Genomic DNA, 17,286 nt, shown 5'->3' with positions numbered 1-17,286 from the left:
AATGTCCGTTCTCGCCGAACCCCTGAACCTGGGCGATCTGCTCAAGTACGAAGCACCCAACCTCTACTCGCGCGACCGCGTCACGGTCGCATCGGGTCAAAACCTGCCGCTGGGAACGGTGCTCGGCATCGTCACCGCCAGTGGCAAATACAAGCAGATCGATCCGTCCGCTGAGGACGGCACGCAGGTCGCCGCAGGCGTGCTGCTGCAAGCCTGCGATGCCAATTTGATCGACCGCGATGACGGCCTCGTCGTCGCGCGCCACGCCGTCGTCGCCCATCACGCGCTCGCGTGGCCCGATGCCATCACCACCGCCGAACAACTCACCGCCATTGCGCAGCTCAAGGCGCTGGGCGTGCTCGTCCGTCAAGGAGCCTGATTATGAACAACCCCTTCAGCAATCCCGCCTTCTCGATGGCTGCGCTCACGGCCGCCATCAACATCCTGCCCAACCGCTACGGCCGTCTGGAAGAACTGAACCTGATGCCGCCCAAGCCGGTGCGTCAGCGCCAGATCGTCGTCGAGGAAATGAACGGCGTGCTCAACCTGCTGCCCACGCTGCCGCCGGGCTCGCCCGGCACGGTCGGCGTGCGCGGCAAGCGCAAGCTGCGTTCCTTCGTCGTGCCGCACATCCCGCACGACGACGTGGTACTGCCCGAGGAAGTGCAAGGCATCCGCGCCTTCGGTTCGGAAACCGAAACCGAGACGGTCGCGGGCGTCGTCGCGCGCCATCTGGAGACGATGCGCAACAAGCACGCGATCACCTTGGAGCACCTGCGCGTCGGCGCGCTCAAGGGCGTGATCCTCGATGCCGATGGTTCGGTGCTCTACGACCTGTTCGATGCCTTCGAGATCGCCCAGCAGACCGTGGCCTTCGAGTTGGGCACGGCGGGAACCAACGTCAAAGCCAAATGCACCACGGTGCTGGCGACCATCGAGGAGAACCTCAAGGGCGAGTTCATGAACGGCGTCCATTGCCTGTGTTCGGCGGAGTTCTTCGCTGCGCTCACCGGTCACGCCAAGGTCGAGAAGGCGTTCGAGAACTGGCAGAACGGGGCCATCCTCATCAACGACGTGCGTCGCGGCTTCACCTACGGCGGAATCACCTTCGAGGAGTACCGGGGCCAGGCCACCGATGCCAGTGGCACCGCCCGCCGCTTCATCGCCGCCGGTGAGGCCCACGCTTTCCCGCTGGGCACCATCGACACCTTCGGCACCTACTTCGCACCGGCGGACTTCAACGAGACCGTCAACACGGTGGGCCAGCCGCTGTATGCCAAGCAGGAGCCGCGCAAATTCGACCGGGGCACCGACCTGCACACGCAGTCCAACCCGCTGCCGATGTGCCATCGCCCCGGCGTGTTGGTCAAGCTGACGGTAGCGTGATGGGCATCGTGGAACAGATCTACGCCTCAGCGGGTAACGCCGGGCTGCTCAGGGAGTGTCGCTGGCAACCGTCGGATGGCAGTCCCGCCCAGCAGCATCCAGTGGGCTTCGCCGCGCCGGACGACGCTGTGTTCGACGGGTTGGCCTCTACCACCGATTACCAGATGTCGTACCCGGCTTCGGTGTTCGTGGATCTGGCTGCTCGCGAGGCGGTTGAGATTGGCAGCGTGATCTATCAGGTGCGTGACATCCGGGCCGTGGGCGATGGCTCGGAGATGCGCGCCAAGCTCACAAGGCTCTGACCCGTGTCCGGCAACTCGATCCGCGAACAGATTCTGCTCGCGGTGATGACGGCCGTCCGCACGCCGGTGGAATCGCTCGGGGCCACGCTGCACCGCTCGCCCACGGTGGCCATCAGCCGGGAGCAATGCCCGGCGCTGGTGGTGTTCCCCGAGTCCGAATCCATCACCGAGCGCGCCAACGACCGCGTCACGCGTGAACTGATCGTGCGCCTCGTCGCGCTGGCCCGCGCGGTGCCGCCCGCGATTCCGGAAACCGAAGCCGACCGGCTGCTGACCGCCGCTCACGCCGCGCTGCTGGCCGACCGGAATCTGGGTGGCTTGAGCCTTGGCATCCGTGAGCAGGAATGCGAATGGGACATCGAGGACGCCGACGCGGTGGCCGCCGCTATTCCCGCGCGCTACGCGATCACCTACCGGACGCTCGACACCGATCTTTCAACCAAGGGATGACACCCATGACTTCCATCGTTCTGACTCACCCGCATTCCCACGCGGGCCAAGCCCACAAGGCGGGCGAACGGCTCGATGTGGATGGCCGCACCGCCGACTGGCTCATCGCCAACGGCATCGCCCGCCACGACCGCCAGCCCGCACCCGTGCCGCAGCCGGAAGGCGACAGCGCTCCCATCGAAGCCAAACCCACTCCCACCCAACGCAAGGAATCCAAATCATGAGCACCTATGCATCGTTCCAAGGCCGCGTCTTCCTCGGCAAGCGCGATATCGACGGCCTGCCCATCGAAGTGCGCTCGCCCGGCAACGTCGCCGAGCTCAAACTCTCGCTCAAGACCGACGTGCTGGAGCACTACGAGAGCCAGACGGGCCAACGCTCGCTGGATCACCGGATGGTCAAGCAGAAGTCGGCCACCGTGAACCTCACCATCGAGGAGTTCACCAAGGAAAACCTCGCACTTGCCCTCTACGGCAACCACATCACCGGCAGCACCGGCACGGTCACCGCCGAACCCATCGGCGGCGCGGCACCGGTGGTGGGCGACCGCTACTTCTTCGCCCACCCAAAGGTGTCGTCGCTGGTGGTGACCGACTCGGCGGGCACGCCCGCGACGCTGACCGCTGGCACGCACTACACCGCCGACACCGACTTCGGTGCCCTCCAGTTTCTGGATACCACCGGCTTCACCGCACCGTTCAAGGCCGCCTACAGCTACGGCGTCGCCATCGAGATCGGCATCTTCACGCAGGCGCTGCCCGAGCGCTACCTGCGCTTGGAAGGCATCAACACCGCGCAGGGCAACGCCAAGGTGCTGGTCGAGCTGTACCGCGTGGCCTTCGATCCCTTGAAGGAAATCTCCTTCATCTCCGACGAGTACAACAAGTTCGAGCTGGAAGGCTCGCTCCTGGCCGACACCACCAAGCCCTATGACGCGGTGCTCGGCCAGTTCGGCCGCATCGTGCAACTGTGATGGGGACTGCCATGAGCGATCTGGAAACTCTCATCCCGCAGGCGGTGGATCTGGTCATCGACGGCGAGCCGCTGGCCATCAAGCCGCTCAAGGTCGGCCAGATGCCCGCCTTCCTGCGCGCCATCACGCCGGTGATGCAGCAGATCGGCGGCGATGGCATCGACTGGCTGGCGCTGTTCGGCGAGCGCGGCGACGACCTGCTGACGGCAGTGTCGATTGCCGTCGGCAAACCGCGCGCGTGGGTCGATGAGCTGGCCGCCGACGAGGCCATTCTGCTCGCGGCCAAGGTGATCGAGGTCAACGCCGATTTTTTTACCCGGACGGTGATGCCCCGGCTCGACGGGCTGATTGCACGGACGGGCGCGAAGGCATCGATGGTCACGGCTGGTTCGACACCGTCCAGCACCTGATCGCCCACGGCCACCGGTTGCCCGACATCCTCGACTACACCCTGGCGCAGGTGCGCGGCTTCGCCGCCGCCACCGCGCGGGAGGATGCCGCACGCGATGCACGGCTTCTGTCGTTGATCGCCATCGGCGCACGGGGCGACGCCCGCCACCTCGATCAGACCCTCGATAGGCTCCAAGACCATGCGCATCTCGGTTCGCATCGATAGCAAGGCCGCACAGGCGCAGTTGCGCCGCTGGGGCGGCGAGTTCCGCGAGAAGGTGCAGAAGGCGGTCGCGCGCGGCATCGCCAGTGAAGCCACCGAACTCAAAGAGGACGTGCGCAGCCACGTCGCGGGCCAGATGACGGTGGTCAAGAAGTCCTTCGTCAAGGGTTTCACCGCCAAGGTGCTCGACAAAGACAAGAACCGACTGCCCGCGCTCTACGTCGGCTCGCGCATCCCGTGGTCAGGTATCCATGAACGTGGCGGTGTCATTGGCGGCCGGATGCTGATCCCGCTTCATGGGCGCGTGGGCCGCAAACGTTTCAAGGCGCAGATCGCCGAGCTGATGCGCGGCGGCAACGCCTACTTCATCAAGAACGCCAAGGGGAACATCGTGCTGATGGCCGAAAACATCAAGGAACACGACCGGCCACTGTCGGGCTTCAAACGCCGCTACCGAAAAGCCGAGGGCATCAAGAAGCTGAAGCGCGGTGCCGACGTGCCCATCGCCGTGTTGGTGCCGCGCGTGCAGATCAAGAAGCGGCTGAACGTCGAGCGCATCGTCGCCGGCCGCATCCCGCGCCTCTCTGCACGGATCGAGAAGCAGTTGCGGCTGGTGGACTGAAATGGCAAACCGTATTTCCATCCTTGTTGCGCTCGAAGGCGCTGACGAGGGGCTCAAACGCGCCATCAATTCGGCCGAGCGCAGCCTTGGCGAGTTTGGCGCGAACGCCAAGACCGCAGGCGATAAAGCCGCCGCCGGGATGGCCGAGGTCAAGGCCGGGATGAACGCCTTCGGCGATCAGGTCGCCAAGGCCAAGACGCAGTTGCTGGCCTTCCTCACCCTCAACTGGGCGGCGGGCAAGGTGCAGGAGATCGTCCAGATCGCCGACGCCTGGAACATGATGTCCGCGCGCCTGAAGCTCGCCACCGCAGGCCAGCGCGAATACACGGTCGCGCAGAAGGATCTGTTCGCCATCGCGCAGCGCATCGGCGTGCCGATCCAGGAAACCGCCACGCTCTACGGCAAGCTCCAGCAGGCCGTGCGGATGCTGGGTGGCGAGCAGAAGGACGCGCTCTCGCTGACCGAGAGCATCTCGCAGGCGCTGCGCATCTCCGGCGCATCGGCCACCGAGGCGCAGTCATCCCTGCTGCAGTTCGGTCAGGCGCTGGCCTCGGGAGTGCTGCGCGGCGAGGAATTCAACTCTGTCGTCGAAAACAGCCCCCGTCTGGCCAAGGCACTGGCCGACGGCCTGAACGTACCCATCGGACGGCTGCGCAAGCTCGCCGAGGAAGGGCGGCTCACCGCTGACGTGGTGGTCAACGCGCTGATGAGCCAGAAGGACAAGCTGGCCGCCGAGTACGCGCAACTGCCGATGACCGTTAGCCAGGCCTTCACGCGTCTGTCGAACGCCTTCGGACAGTGGGTCAGCAAGCTCGATGAATCGACCGGCTTCACCAAGAAGCTCGCCGAGGCCCTGACGTGGCTGTCGGAGAACCTGGACACGGTGATGAAGTGGCTGGGCCGCATCGCCGAGGTCGGTCTCGCGGTGCTGGTCTACCGCCTAATCCCGGCGCTGATCATCGCGTGGCAGACGGTGGGCGCGGCAGCGGTGACGGCGGCCAGCACCACGGCGGCAGCGTGGGCCACGGCCAACCTGTCCGTCTCGAACGCCATCGCCACGGTCGGCAAGCTGCGCGTGGCCTTCGGCGTGCTCGGCGCGGCCATCATCGGCTGGGAGATCGGCACGTGGCTGTCCGAGAAGTTCGAGATCGTCCGCAAGGCGGGCATCTTCATGGTGCAGGTGCTGATGACGGGCATCGAGCACCTGCGTTATCGGTGGGAGGTGTTCGCCGCCATCTTCACGTCCGACACCATTGCCGAGGCCACCCAGCGCCACAACGAACGCCTGACGGAAATGAACCGCATCTTCGCCGAGATGTACGCCGACGCCACCGAAGGCGCGAACGCGGCCAAGGGCGCGATGAACACCGCCGCGACCGCCGCCGAGGAAATCGCCAAGCGGCTGGAAGCCGTGCGCCAAGGCACGCAGGAAGCGGTCGGGCGCGGCATCGAGGCCGTCCACGCTGCGCTGGAAAAGCTCAAGTCCCGGCTGGGCGAGGTCGAACAGGCGGTGGGCAAGGCCCAAGGCGTGGTCAACGACGCGACCGCCAAGATGGCCGAGGCCTACAAGGGGCTGACCTCCATCGTCGAGGCCAGCCTCGCGCAGCAGGTGCAGGCGGTGAAGAACCGCTACGAGCAGGAGAAGGCGGAACTGGAACGCACCCAGCAGTCCGAAACGGCCAAGATCACCAAGTCCACTCAGCTGCTCACCGAGGCGCTGACCCAGCAGGCAACCCTGCGCCGTCAGGCCACGACCGAGACGCTCGGCCTGATCGATCAGGAAACGCAGGCGCGCAAGGACGCCGCTGCCCGGCAAGGCCAGACCGAGGAAGATCGCCGCGCCAACGTGCAGCGGGTCGAGAACGACATCCTCGCCACCAAGCGCCAGACCTTGACGCAGGCGCTCTCCGAGTACCGCCAGCACATCGACGCGCTCAACGCCGAAGCCAACCGGCATCTGGCCGAAGTGCAGCGCATCGAGGAAGCCAAGCGCCAGTTGTCGATGTCCACGGAGGAGCGCATCCGCGACATCCGCCGTCAGGGCATGACGGAGTACGAGGCCACTGAGGATCGCAAGCGCCAGATCACTGAGATGCAGGAGCAGGCGCGCCGGGCGCTGGCCAACGGCGAGCTGGAGCTTGCCCGCCAGCTCGCGCAGAAGGCGATGGACATGGCCGCGCAGGTTGCCACCAGCCAGACCAACGAGGCCAAGCGCGGCGAGGAAGCGCGCAAGCAGTCCGAGCAGGCGGTATCGCAGGTCACGCAACTGGAAGCGCAGTCGCGCGAGGCCTACCGCAGGCAGGAATACCAGCAGGCCACCGATCTGATGCGGCAGGCCGATCAGTTGCGCGCCGAACTGGCGCAGAAGGTCAAGGACGCCGACGCGCAGGCCGCGCAAGGCAAACAGGGCGTGCGCGACGCCATCGACCGCATCCGCCAGTCCGAGGAAATCCTCAACCAGACGCTGGACGCCGAAGCGAAGGCGCACCAGACGGCGGCACGCTCGGCGATCACCGCGCGCGATGAGATTCAGCGCACGCTGACCGAGACCACACGCCAGATCGACGACATCACCGCCAAGCTCAAGGACGGTCTGAAGGTTACGCTCGACGCCGACACCACGCGCTTCGACAAGGCCATCACTGATCTGGACAAGGCGCTGGCCGAAAAGGAATACCTGCTCCAGATCCAGGCCGATCTGCAGGAAGCGGAGAAGAAGCTCAAGGAATACGAGCAGTTGCTCAAGGAAGGCAAGACGCTGCCGGTCGATGCCGATGTGTCCAAGGCCAAGGAGGCACTGGATAAGCTCAAGACCTACGCCGACCAAAACGCGCAGTTCGAGCTGAAGGTGGCGACCGAGAAGGCGCAGGCGGCTATCACCAATGTCGAGGGGATGATCAAGGCGCTGGATCGCATCCAGACCGAGTCGCAGCATCAGGTGGCCAGCAACGTCGGTGCGGTACGCGCGGAAATCGACAGCCTCAACGGGCGCAACACTTCCAGCACCCACACCATCTACGTGACCAAGGTTGAAACCAATGCCACTGGCGGTCTGGTGGGTGGCGTGCGGAGGTTTGCCGACGGCGGTGCGGTGGCTCCGGCCTTTCCCCGGATGAGCGGTGGCTCGGTGCCCGGCTCCGGCCACCACGACACCGTGCCGCGCACCCTGGATGCCGGGGCCTTTGTGATCCGCAAGGCGGCGGTGCGCAAATATGGCAGCAGCCCCTTGGCCCGGCTGGCCAACCACGCGGCCCGGTTTGCCACTGGCGGATTTGTGGGCATCACCACGCCGAAGAAGAACCGCGAAGTCGCACAGGCGCAAAAGATGATGGAACTGGGCATGCGCAGCATCAATAACGGCAACTGGGGTGGGCCCATTGCCAACCAGGCCACGCGCAACCACTGGTCAAAGCTCTGGAACCTGGACAAACCGCTACTCGAGCGGATGGAGTCGCTCAAAACCTTGACGAGTCGCGAGCGTTCGGCGCTGGCCACCGTCACCCAGCGCTGGCAGTGGGCCATGAACGCTGCAAGGGACGATCTGGAGCGCGAGCTGCTCGAATACATGGAGCAGCACCAGGGTGAGTTCTATCGGCGAGGAGGACTCGCCAAGTCCGACACTGTGCCCGCCATGCTCACGCCCGGCGAGTACGTGGTCAACCGCAACGCCGTGGCGCGCCTGGGCGTGGGGTTCTTCGAGGCCATCAACAACCTGAGCGCTCCGGCGCAGGCACTGGCCGGGCGCGCGCTGGCGGGCATTCAGGGCTTCGCTTCGGGCGGCCTGGTGCATCCCGCAAGCCACAGCCTGCCACGTCCGTCGTTGCTCGAAGGTACGCCCACCCGCACCGTGCGCGTGGAACTGTCCTCGGGACAACAGAAGGTCAACGCCAGCGTCGATGCGCGCGACGAAGCGCGACTGCTGCAACTGCTGGACGCCGCTCGCGCCCGCACGGCTTGACCGTGCGCTCCTGTTTCTCTGCCTGAGGGTTTCCCGATGCAACTGAAGAACCTCGATACCGGGGTGGCTCTGCCATTGCCCGACGACTTGCTGTGGAGCGACGAACACGCGTGGTCGCCTGCGGTCGCCAATGCGTCCTACCTGATTACCGGGGCCTTGCTGATCCAGTCGGCCACTCGGCAGGCAGGTCGGCCGATCACCCTGGTGGGCGCACCCGATATGGCTTGGGTGACGCGTGCTGCCGTGGAGCAGTTGCGCGGGTGGGCGGCGATTCCGGTGGGCGGCAGCACAGGCCGCTTCGAACTTACTTTCGCCGATGGCCGGGTCTTCACGGTCGCTTTCCGCCACCAGGAGGTCGCCATCGAGGCCGAACCCGTGCTGGGCATCCCGGCGCGATCCGGCTCCGACTTCTACCGCCTGACCCTTCGATTTCTGGAGATTGCCTGATGCCGATTCAATCTGGCGACGTGAAGTTGCTCAAGTCCGCCGTAATGGCGGATGTGCCTGAAGGCGGCGGTGCGCCCACGGGCCTCGTGATTGCCGATGGCGTCTCGAACGCCATCTTCCCCGACATCTCCGAGCTGGATCGCGCCGGAGGCCGTGTCAACTTGCGCAAGAGCTTCGTGCAAGTGGGCACGGATGACACCGACACCTACTTCGGGGCCAACGTCATCGTGGCCGAGCCGCCGCAGGACGAGCGCGTTAGCGTCACGCTGTTTTCCACCCGGAAGACCTTCGACACCCGTGAGCAGGCCCAGACCCGCATGGAGGCCTACCTCAACAAAGGGCCGGAGTGGGCGGGCTACCTGTTCGAGAACCACATCGCGGGGCAGCGGGTGATCCAGCTCTTCCAGCGCCTGAGCGACGCCGTGCCCAACGTCGGCCAGACCCTCGTCCTGATCGAGAACGAAGGCCCGCCGACACAGAAGGAGCAGTACATCCGCGCCACCGCCGTCTCGGTGGTCGAGCGCAGCTTCACTTACAACACCGACCAGGACTACAAGGCGGCGGTCGTCACCGTCGCCATCAGCGACGCGCTGCGCTTTGATTTCACGGGCTCGCCCGCCAGTAGAACCTTCACGCGGGCAACCAACAGCACTAAAACGCGCGACACGGTGGTGGCCGACGCGGGCACCTACGTCGGCATCGTGCCGCTGACGCAGGCTGCCAATGTGGGCGACTTCACCATCAAGGGCGCGTCCATCTACACGCAGCTCGTGCCCAGCGCCCAGACCGAGACGCCGATCTCGTTCGTGCCGCCGTATGCCGCAGCGGGCTTGCCGGTGCCGGGCGCGGCACCCGTGAGCTACACGGCCAGCCACGCCTGGAACACCACCCTCAAGTTCAATCTGCCGGGCGGCTGCCTGCCCGGATCGCTGTCCATCGTCACCGACGGCGTCACGATCTTCGACGACGCGGGCCTGCTCAAGACCGCCAGCGGGACGCTGGGCACCATCGACTACGCCAACGGCATCCTGAGCTTGAACTCCGGCTCGATGTCCAACAGCAAGTCCATCACCTACACGCCCGCGGCGTCTTTGCAGCGCGCGCCGCAAAGCTCGGAGATCGCGGTCACGCCGGAGTCGCGCAGCCAGTCCTACGTCGGCACCGTGAACCCGGTTCCGCAGCCCGGCACGCTCTCCATCAGCTACATGGCGCAGGGCCGCTGGTACGTGCTTTCGGATGGCGGCAATGGCTCCCTCAAAGGGCTGGATGCCAGCTACGGCGCGGGTACCTTCAACAAGAACACCGGGGCCTTCGTGGTGACGCTGGGCGCGCTGCCCGACGTGGGCTCGTCCCTGATCCTGACGTGGAATGTGCCGACGCAGGAAACGCAGCAGCCGACCGCCGCCCTGAAGGCGTCGCAGGCCCTGCAGCTTGCCCCACCCGAAGGCAAAAGCGTTCAGCCGGGCACGCTCACCATCACCTGGCCACACGAGAGCGGCACGGGCACGCGCACGGCGTCCGCCACCACGTCTGGCGAGCTCAGTGGTGCTGCCACCGGTAGTCTGAACGTCGCGCAGAATCTCTTGAGCTTCGCGCCGAACGTCCTGCCGCCAGTCGGCGCACTGCTGACCGTGGACTACGTTGCGGGCCCCAAGCAGGAAGACAGCTTCGCGCACCCCTCGCGCGATGGCCAGGGCAAGGTGCCGGTGACTGCAACCCTGGGCTCCATCGAGCCGGGTTCATTGGAGATCGAGTGGAACACCCTGACGGACACCGCCGTGCTCGGGGTCTACACGCTGCAGCAGATTCAGGCGATGGGGCTAGGCCTGTGGAACGGGGTCGATCCCACGCAATACGCCCGCGACGATGGTGCGGGCAATGTGCTGCGCGCAGGCCAAGTCATCGGTAGCGTCAACTACGCCACCGGGGCGGTGCAGTTCCAGCCCGACGTCACTGTCAAGATTCCAAGTCCTGTCTACGGGGCGCAGCGCCTTGGCTGGGCCTCGGGCGTGGGCCAGATGTTCCGCCTCAACTACGGCGGCATCAGCTACGTGGATGCGCCGTCGCTCTACCCGAACGACGAGTCCGGCCGCGTCTTGCTGCGCTACAACAGCGCAGGCTCGACCAGCAACCACAGCGAGACGTTCGCGTTCAGCCCATCGTTTCGGCTGGTGCCCGGCGTCAACGCACAGGTGGTGACGGGCACGGTGTTGTTGGCCATCGCGGGCAACCAGCCCTGGGGTGACAACGGTCAAGGCACGCTGCGCGAATTCACGCCCAGCGGCTGGGTCACGCGCGGCAGCATCAACTACCTCTCGGGCGCGGTGACGCTCACCTCCTGGTCGGCGGGCGCGGCCAACAGCATCACGCGCGCCAGTTGCGTGACCACTGTGGGCGAGAACATCTCCAGCGAGTACGTGTTCCGCACCGGTGCTGCGCCACTGCGCCCAGGATCGCTCTCTATTCAGTTCGCCCGCGCGGTGGGTGGAACCCAGACCGTGACGGCAGACATCGACGGCACGATCACCGCGTCTGGCGTCATGGGCAGCGTCGATTACGACACTGGCCTTGTGCGAGTGCGGTTTGGCACCGTGGTCACGGCGGCGGGCAACGAGAGCGAGCCGTGGTTCGACGCCGAGAACGTGCGGCCAGACGGCAAGATCTTCCGGCCAGAGCCGGTGGCGGCCTCCAGCCTGCGCTACAGCGCCGTGGCCTACAGCTATCTGCCCCTGGATGCTGCGTTGCTGGGCATCGACCCGGTCCGCCTGCCCAGCGACGGGCGTGTGCCGATCTTCCGTCCAGGAGGCTTCGCCGTCGTCGGCCACACCGGTCGCATCACCGCCTCGGTCAGCAACGGCCAGACCATCGATTGCGCGCGGGTGCGTCTGTCGCGCGTGCGTGTGGTCGGCCACAACGGCGTGGTGATCCGCACAGGCTACGTTACCGATCTGGAAGCAGGCACCGTCACGTTTACCGACGTGACTGGCTACAGCCAGCCAGTGACCATCGAGCACCGCATCGAGGACATGGCCGTGGTGCGCGACGTGCAGATCAACGGCGAGATCAGCTTCACCCGCCCGCTGACGCACGCCTATCCGCTGGCCAGTCCCGGCGATCCGGCCTCTGGCAGTTTTGTCTCCAGTGCGCTGGTTGCCGGTGACCTGTTCGCCCGCGTGAACCTCGTGTTCGACCAGAGCACCTGGAACGGCAGCTGGTCGGATGAACTGATCGGCAGCGCTGCCACCGCGACCTTCAACCACACCCAGTACCCGATAACGGTCACCAATCGCGGGGCGCTGACCGAGCGCTGGGTGGTGCGCATGACCAACAGCACCTCGTTCGAGGTCATTGGCGAGAACGTCGGCGTGATCGCCACCGGCAACACCAGCGCCGACTGCGCCCCCAACAACCCGGCGACCGGAGTGCCGTACTTCCGCCTGCCTGCGCTCGGCTGGGGCAACGGCTGGGCCACCGGCAACGTGCTGCGCTTCAACACCATCGGCAGCCAGTTCCCGGTGTGGGTGGTGCGCACCGTCCAGCAGGGGCCGGAGTCCGTGCCCGACGACCACTTCACGTTGCTGATTCGCGGTGACGTCGACACCCCTTGACCATAAGGAATCAATGCAATGGCTGACCTCACCGTCAAATACTTGAACAGCGGCATGACCGGCGCGCCGCAGATCAGCAACAACTGGGGCGATCTGGTGACGATGCTCGACGCCTGTCTCGTCAACGGTTTCGCCTTGAAGGCCATCGACACGCTGACCTGTGTCGATGGCGTGGCCACGGCCACCATCAGCGCAGGCCACGCGTACCGGCCCGAGCAGGTGGTCGAGATCGCCGGAGCCGACCAGCCCGAGTACAACGGCGAGGTGAGGGTGATCGCCGCCACCGCGACCAGCTTCACATTTGCGGTGACCGGCACACCCGTGTCGCCCGCGACCAGCGCCACCAGCATCTCTGCCAAAGTCGCGCCGCTGGGTTGGGAGAAGGCGTTCGCGGGAACGAGCAAGGCCGCCTACCGCAGCAAGAACCCGCAGTCGCCGCAGAACCTGCTGCTGATCGACGACAGCATCAAGACGCCCGGCTACACGACGACGTGGGCGAAATGGGCCAACGTCGGCATCGTCGAAGACCTCACGGACATCGACACCATCGTCGGTGCGCAGGCTCCGTTCGATCCGAACAACCCGACGCAGAACTGGACGCAGGTGCAGGCTAACCAGTGGGGTTGGTACAAGTGGTACCACGCCCGCCAGACTGGCTATGAAATCTATGGCGACGGCAGCGGCGGCAGTCGCAACTGGGTGTTGGTGGGAGACGACCGGTTGTTTTTCCTGTTCGTCACCAACGCTGCTGGTTACGGTTGGTACGGGCGCAATAGTTATTGCTTTGGTGACATCACGAGCTTCAAGCCGGGCGACAACTACGCCACCGTCTTGTGTGCCGACGATTTGTATTGGAGCAACAACAACCATTACATCAGTTACCCCGGCCAATACAACGGCTATGGGCTGTCCTCATCATTGGACTTCACAGGCAAGGTGCTGCTGCGCAATCACACCCAATTGGGCAATCCGGTACGTTGGGGTGTGACGTCTCTCAATACCAATAACGGCCAGCAGATCTGCGGGCGCGGGCCAATGCCGTTTCCCAATGGGCCTGACTACAGCCTGTGGCTGCTGCCCACCTATGTGCGGCAGGAGGACGGTCATATGCGCGGCCTGATGCCGGGGATGCTGTGGATGCCGCAGGATCGCCCGTATAGCGATCTAACCATCGTCGACAACGTCGTCGGGCAGACGGGCAGGAAGTTTCTTTTGGTCAGGACGCAGTACAGTTCGGAAACCGAGGGCGCGCAGATCGCCTTCGACATCACCGGGCCGTGGAGGTAAGCCGTGATCTGGTGGGACAGCGTGGCGTCCTTGACGCCAGTCGCGGCGTGGGACGCACTGCACTTCTCGGGCGGGCAACTGCAGGATCAGGTCAGCAGCAATGCCATCACTGTGCAGGGCGGCGTGGCCACGCCATTTCCGCTGTACGGTCTGTACGGCCAGGACAAGCCCTGGCCGCTGGCGTCGCCTATGTCCTTGTCCGGCGACTTCGTGCTGGCGGGCTTCGTGATGCACGTCAGCCGGGGGCTGGTGTTCTACAAGACCCTTGGCGACAGCAACAGCTACTTTCTGGATCAGGAATCCAACGGCGCGATCTACCAGTACGCCAATGGCAGTGGCGGTCAGGTGGGCAGCGGGCCTGCGTGGGGCACGCCGAAATTCATGGCGCTGGTGGTCAGCCCGGCCAGTGTTCGCGTCTACATCAACAACGACTGGGCGGGCGCGGCGTTCGCGCGCTCGTGGGTCGCTGACAGCGTGGGCGGCATCGGCTACTACGCTGATGGCAACGAATACAACATCGGCGGCAGCGAGCGCTTCTTCGCGGCCGGGCTGTGGTCGGGTGTCGCCAGTCTCGCCGACTTGCGCGCGCTGGAAGCCGCCTGCCGAGCCGCGCTCGCCGGGCCGCCGGTCGGCGTTCACGCCGTCGCCTTGAGCCGCTTGCACAGCCCGAACTCCGCGCAATGGAACCAGCAGGGCAGCCACCCGCGCCAGTACCGAGGCGTGGCCAGCCACCGCCGCAACATCCATTTCGGCGGCAACGGTCAGATCACCGGCACCGTTAAGGAGAAGGGCCAGCCCGACCAGCCATTGGTGCGTGAGGTGCTGCTCTACAGCGAAAACACCCACACCCTGGTGGCGAGCACGTGGTCTCAGGCTGACGGCACCTATCGATTCGAGCGCATCGACCCTCAACAACGCTACACGGTGATCAGCACGGACTATCGACAGATGTACCGCGCAGTGATCGCGGACAACCTCAGGCCGGAGCCGATGCCATGACCGTCGCCATCACGCAGGAACACAACGAGGCACGGCTGGCGGGCACGCTGTCCTTCCTCGATGCGGGAACCAACCCCGCGCGGCTGCGCATCTACGGCGGCACGCGCCCACCCAACCCGGCGGCGACTCCCACCAGCGCGATGCTGGTGGAGATCGCGCTCACCAAGCCCGCAGGAACGATTGCAGGCGGGTTGCTGACGCTCACCCAGCAGGAGGACGGCCTCATCGCCGTCACCGGCATTGCCACGTGGGCGCGGCTGGTCAACGGAAGTGAGGTGACGGCGCTCGATCTGGATTGCAGCGGCACCGAGGGCGCAGGCGATGTGAAGCTCGCCGCTACCCAACTCTATCTGGGCGGCGACGCCCGGATGGTGTCGGCCATCTTGGGCTGAAGGATCGGGGGTGAACGATGCCTGTGAACTCTGGGCAAAACGTCGACCTGCTGTACGACCGACCCGCCGCCACCGCCGCCGATCTGATCTTCGGCGCGGACTACGTGCCGCCGCGCAACGACGTGGTGGTACAGGCCACGCTGCCGCTGCCGGTCGTCAGCGTCGCCTTCATTCCGCCCGCGCGGCTGGAGGTGCTGGCCGAGCTGCCGGGCCTGACGGTCAGCACGCTCATCCTGCGCCCGAGCGTGCCGCTCAACGTCGGCGTGGCCAGCCTGCCCGGGGTTGTGCTCACTGGCGAGGTGCGCTACGCATCGCGCACGCAGCGCCCGACGTTGGGTCAAACTGCGCACGAGTGGCAGCAGGCCGTGCAGCGCGAGGACGGCGCAGCGCAGTGCCAGCAGGATGCGACGGCCACACCCGCAGGCTGGGGCGCTGCGTGGCACCGTGGGGCTGTGGCGATCCACGGCATCGCGCACCGCCTGCCGCCGGTCTTGGTGGCAGCGCCGCTGCTGCGGCGCACTGGTCAGCAGCAGGCGACGCGCTTGCACGGCGCAACCGGGTTCAGCCACGAGAACGCGACGCCTATCGCGCAGCTTCGGACCGGCGTGTTCCAGAACGCCACGCGTTTGCGCGACGCCACGCGCTTCGCGCATCAGGACGGCTCCGCTAGCTGCCGCGCCGGTCGGCTCGCCCTCTGGCAGAACGCCCGACCGCTGAGGCAGCGCCAGGGTTCGGACTTCCAGAGCGCAAGCCACCGACCGGTCGGCTGGCGCGGGCGGTACCAGGAAGCGATGCGGCCACCGCCCGGCATCAGCGTGTGGGTGATCCCCGAGCCGCTCGAACCGCCGCGTTGCTACACGCCGAGCGGCCACCTGCTGTTCGCTGCGTTGGCTCCCGCCAGTGCCCATCTGCTGTTCTTCTGCGAAAACCACATCGAGCCGCCCGATGGCGAGCCGGTGGTCGTTCCCGTTCGGAGGGTCTACTTCGTGATCAACAACGTGACCCTGCACCGGCTGCCCGATGGCTTGCCCGTGCCGGTGTTCAATCTTGCGCTGTCGCTCGATGCCGCGTCCTGGACGTGGGGCTTCGAGGCACTGCTCCCCGCCGCCGCAGAAAGTCTGGTCGCGCCCGGCAGCAACGGCAGCCCGGTCGAACTGGTGGCCAGCGTCAACGGTACAGGCTTCCGGGTGCTGGCCGAAAGCATCAGCCGCGAGCGGGTGTTTGGCGACGCCAGCATCCGCATCTCGGGCCGTGGGCGCAACGCCGTGCTGGCCGCCCCCTACGCGCCGGTGACGAACTTCCAGCAGCCGCAGGCGCGCACGGCGCGGCAGCTGATGGATGACGTGCTGACGCTCAACGGCATCCCGCTGGGTTGGAACATCGATTGGGGCCTGACGGACTGGAACATCCCGGCCGGGGTGTTCACCCAGCAGGGCACGTGGATGGAAGCCTTGGCTGCCATTGCCAGCGCCGCCGGGGGCTACCTAATCCCGCATCCGTCCGACCAGAGCATCCGTGTGCGCCATCGCTATCCGGCCGCGCCGTGGGACTGGGCCGCCGTCACGCCTGACTTCGTGCTGCCCGTCGATGCCGTGGCCCGCGAGTCGCTGCGCTGGGTGGAGAAGCCCGGCTACAACCGCGTGTTCGTGTCGGGCCAGGACGTCGGTGTGCTCGGTCAGGTCACGCGCGCAGGCACGGCGGGCGATGTGCTGGCTCCAATGGTGGTCGATGCACTCATCACCGAGGCCGCTGCGGCGCGCCAGCGTGGCATCACCGTGCTGGCCGACACCGGGCAGCAGATCGAGGTGAGCCTGCGCCTGCCGGTGCTGGCCGAGACGGGAATCATCGAGCCGGGGGCCTTCGTCGAGTACCAGGACGGCAGCGTGACCCGGCTTGGCCTCGTGCGCTCGACGCAGATCGAGGCCGGGATGCCCGAGGTCTGGCAGACGCTGGGAGTGCAGAGCCATGCATAACCTCTACGAACAGTTCCGCCAGCTCATCCCCGACCCGCCGTTGCAGGCGGGCACGGTGGTGGGCATCGGCGCAGGCAGCGTGGCCGTCGCCTTGCCCGGTGGTGGCCTGATCCGCGCACGCGGCAGCGCCGCCATCGGCCAGAAGGTGTTCGTGCGCGACGACGTCATCGAAGGCGTCGCACCCAGCCTGACGCTGGAGATCATCGAAATCTGAAGCCCAACTTTCCGATCAACCCTGAACCCGCCTTGGTGCCACATGCATCGGGCGGGTTCTGC

17 protein-coding genes are annotated in these 17,286 nt (G+C 66.0%); all 17 read left to right on the top strand.

Annotated elements, in window-relative coordinates; all coding sequences use genetic code 11:
- Nucleotide 1: 1 nt before the first annotated feature.
- From DTPSY_RS16045 to DTPSY_RS15965, 17 genes are read left to right on the top strand one after another with little or no spacing between them, the layout of a single operon-like run.
- Nucleotides 2–379 (top strand): head decoration protein, encoded by a 378-nt coding sequence (locus DTPSY_RS16045; RefSeq protein WP_015914454.1) that lies wholly within the window; start codon nt 2–4, stop codon nt 377–379.
- A 2-nt stretch (nt 380–381) separates the two neighbouring features.
- The gene (locus DTPSY_RS16040; protein WP_015914453.1) at nt 382–1,386 is read left to right on the top strand and encodes a major capsid protein; all 1,005 of its coding nucleotides are present in this window, start codon (nt 382–384) and stop codon (nt 1,384–1,386) included.
- The gene (locus DTPSY_RS16035; RefSeq protein ID WP_015914452.1) at nt 1,386–1,688 is read left to right on the top strand and encodes a hypothetical protein; all 303 of its coding nucleotides are present in this window, start codon (nt 1,386–1,388) and stop codon (nt 1,686–1,688) included. Before DTPSY_RS16040 ends, DTPSY_RS16035 begins: the two co-directional genes overlap by 1 nt.
- Before the next feature lie 3 nt (nt 1,689–1,691).
- Nucleotides 1,692–2,138 carry a hypothetical protein gene (locus DTPSY_RS16030; protein ID WP_015914451.1) on the top strand — a complete coding sequence of 149 codons (447 nt, stop codon included), beginning with the start codon at nt 1,692–1,694 and terminating at the stop codon, nt 2,136–2,138.
- A 5-nt stretch (nt 2,139–2,143) separates the two neighbouring features.
- Nucleotides 2,144–2,362 carry a DUF7210 family protein gene (locus DTPSY_RS16025; protein ID WP_015914450.1) on the top strand — a complete coding sequence of 73 codons (219 nt, stop codon included), beginning with the start codon at nt 2,144–2,146 and terminating at the stop codon, nt 2,360–2,362.
- Nucleotides 2,359–3,111 (top strand): phage tail tube protein, encoded by a 753-nt coding sequence (locus tag DTPSY_RS16020; protein ID WP_015914449.1) that lies wholly within the window; start codon nt 2,359–2,361, stop codon nt 3,109–3,111. Before DTPSY_RS16025 ends, DTPSY_RS16020 begins: the two co-directional genes overlap by 4 nt.
- A gap of 11 nt (nt 3,112–3,122) precedes the next feature.
- Nucleotides 3,123–3,521: a DUF6631 family protein gene (locus DTPSY_RS16015; protein WP_015914448.1), complete on the top strand. Its 399-nt coding sequence runs from the start codon at nt 3,123–3,125 to the stop codon at nt 3,519–3,521.
- Nucleotides 3,518–3,727 carry a hypothetical protein gene (locus tag DTPSY_RS16010; protein WP_041838904.1) on the top strand — a complete coding sequence of 70 codons (210 nt, stop codon included), beginning with the start codon at nt 3,518–3,520 and terminating at the stop codon, nt 3,725–3,727. Before DTPSY_RS16015 ends, DTPSY_RS16010 begins: the two co-directional genes overlap by 4 nt.
- Nucleotides 3,702–4,346, top strand: a complete 645-nt coding sequence (locus DTPSY_RS16005; protein WP_015914447.1) for a DUF6441 family protein — start codon at nt 3,702–3,704, stop codon at nt 4,344–4,346. Before DTPSY_RS16010 ends, DTPSY_RS16005 begins: the two co-directional genes overlap by 26 nt.
- Before the next feature lies 1 nt (nt 4,347).
- Complete coding sequence (locus DTPSY_RS16000; protein WP_015914446.1) at nt 4,348–8,304, top strand: tape measure protein; 3,957 nt, start codon at nt 4,348–4,350, stop codon at nt 8,302–8,304.
- Nucleotides 8,305–8,340: 36 nt separating this feature from the next.
- On the top strand, nt 8,341–8,751 hold the full coding sequence (locus DTPSY_RS15995) for a hypothetical protein (RefSeq protein ID WP_015914445.1): 411 nt from the start codon (nt 8,341–8,343) through the stop codon (nt 8,749–8,751).
- Nucleotides 8,751–12,359: a hypothetical protein gene (locus DTPSY_RS15990; RefSeq protein WP_015914444.1), complete on the top strand. Its 3,609-nt coding sequence runs from the start codon at nt 8,751–8,753 to the stop codon at nt 12,357–12,359. Before DTPSY_RS15995 ends, DTPSY_RS15990 begins: the two co-directional genes overlap by 1 nt.
- Before the next feature lie 18 nt (nt 12,360–12,377).
- The gene (locus DTPSY_RS15985) at nt 12,378–13,646 is read left to right on the top strand and encodes a hypothetical protein (protein ID WP_015914443.1); all 1,269 of its coding nucleotides are present in this window, start codon (nt 12,378–12,380) and stop codon (nt 13,644–13,646) included.
- Nucleotides 13,647–13,649: 3 nt separating this feature from the next.
- A complete protein-coding gene (locus DTPSY_RS17810) occupies nt 13,650–14,645 on the top strand; it encodes a hypothetical protein (protein WP_015914442.1) in 996 nt (331 codons plus the stop codon).
- Complete coding sequence (locus DTPSY_RS15975) at nt 14,642–15,037, top strand: hypothetical protein (protein ID WP_015914441.1); 396 nt, start codon at nt 14,642–14,644, stop codon at nt 15,035–15,037. The genes DTPSY_RS17810 and DTPSY_RS15975 overlap by 4 nt, the downstream gene beginning before the upstream one ends.
- Before the next feature lie 17 nt (nt 15,038–15,054).
- Entirely contained in the window at nt 15,055–17,010 is a 1,956-nt protein-coding gene (locus DTPSY_RS15970) for a hypothetical protein (protein WP_015914440.1), read from the top strand.
- Nucleotides 17,003–17,224 carry a hypothetical protein gene (locus DTPSY_RS15965; RefSeq protein ID WP_015914439.1) on the top strand — a complete coding sequence of 74 codons (222 nt, stop codon included), beginning with the start codon at nt 17,003–17,005 and terminating at the stop codon, nt 17,222–17,224. Before DTPSY_RS15970 ends, DTPSY_RS15965 begins: the two co-directional genes overlap by 8 nt.
- Nucleotides 17,225–17,286: the final 62 nt, after the last annotated feature.

The sequence above is a fragment of the [Acidovorax] ebreus TPSY genome (assembly GCF_000022305.1).
Classification (GTDB): domain Bacteria; phylum Pseudomonadota; class Gammaproteobacteria; order Burkholderiales; family Burkholderiaceae_C; genus Diaphorobacter; species Diaphorobacter nitroreducens.
This window is presented reverse-complemented; position numbering and strand designations above follow the sequence as displayed.

Excerpts from the sequence above, each read along its gene's own strand:
- DTPSY_RS15995 (WP_015914445.1), top strand. The coding sequence starts at position 8,341 with ATGCAACTGAAGAACCTCGATACCGGGGTGGCTCTGCCATTGCCCGAC.
- DTPSY_RS15970 (WP_015914440.1), top strand. The coding sequence starts at position 15,055 with ATGCCTGTGAACTCTGGGCAAAACGTCGACCTGCTGTACGACCGACCC.
- DTPSY_RS16000 (WP_015914446.1), top strand. The coding sequence starts at position 4,348 with ATGGCAAACCGTATTTCCATCCTTGTTGCGCTCGAAGGCGCTGACGAG.
- DTPSY_RS16025 (WP_015914450.1), top strand. The coding sequence starts at position 2,144 with ATGACTTCCATCGTTCTGACTCACCCGCATTCCCACGCGGGCCAAGCC.
- DTPSY_RS16045 (WP_015914454.1), top strand. The coding sequence starts at position 2 with ATGTCCGTTCTCGCCGAACCCCTGAACCTGGGCGATCTGCTCAAGTAC.
- DTPSY_RS15990 (WP_015914444.1), top strand. The coding sequence starts at position 8,751 with ATGCCGATTCAATCTGGCGACGTGAAGTTGCTCAAGTCCGCCGTAATG.
- DTPSY_RS16015 (WP_015914448.1), top strand. The coding sequence starts at position 3,123 with ATGAGCGATCTGGAAACTCTCATCCCGCAGGCGGTGGATCTGGTCATC.
- DTPSY_RS16005 (WP_015914447.1), top strand. The coding sequence starts at position 3,702 with ATGCGCATCTCGGTTCGCATCGATAGCAAGGCCGCACAGGCGCAGTTG.
- DTPSY_RS15965 (WP_015914439.1), top strand. The coding sequence starts at position 17,003 with ATGCATAACCTCTACGAACAGTTCCGCCAGCTCATCCCCGACCCGCCG.
- DTPSY_RS15985 (WP_015914443.1), top strand. The coding sequence starts at position 12,378 with ATGGCTGACCTCACCGTCAAATACTTGAACAGCGGCATGACCGGCGCG.
- DTPSY_RS16040 (WP_015914453.1), top strand. The coding sequence starts at position 382 with ATGAACAACCCCTTCAGCAATCCCGCCTTCTCGATGGCTGCGCTCACG.
- DTPSY_RS15975 (WP_015914441.1), top strand. The coding sequence starts at position 14,642 with ATGACCGTCGCCATCACGCAGGAACACAACGAGGCACGGCTGGCGGGC.
- DTPSY_RS16020 (WP_015914449.1), top strand. The coding sequence starts at position 2,359 with ATGAGCACCTATGCATCGTTCCAAGGCCGCGTCTTCCTCGGCAAGCGC.
- DTPSY_RS16035 (WP_015914452.1), top strand. The coding sequence starts at position 1,386 with ATGGGCATCGTGGAACAGATCTACGCCTCAGCGGGTAACGCCGGGCTG.